The organism is Methylobacterium sp. D54C (assembly GCF_053345595.1).
Genome location: NZ_JBKFAK010000303.1, coordinates 1 through 246 on the forward strand (window position 1 = coordinate 1; position 246 = coordinate 246).

Genomic DNA, 246 nt, shown 5'->3' on the forward strand with positions numbered 1-246 from the left:
CTTGCTCTCGTGCAGGAGCGCGGCGTTCGGCTGGGCATGGTGTTCCTCGATGGCACCAATATGCGTGCGCATCAGAAGGCGGCTGGAGCCGCTAAAAGGGGGGATCTGCAGCCGAGCGAGACGATCGTGAAGCTGTTGGCCGATCACGTGGCGGCTATGGGACCAAGGCTTGCGTGATCGCTGACGGCGCCGGCCGCGCGATCGCCTTTCGGATCGCACCGGGGCAGGCCCATGAACTGCCCCACG

1 pseudogene is annotated in these 246 nt (G+C 65.9%); it reads left to right on the forward strand.

Features of this window, described 5'->3' with window-relative positions:
* Positions 1–246, forward strand: a pseudogene (locus ACLBYB_RS33645) (IS5 family transposase); the annotation flags it as partial.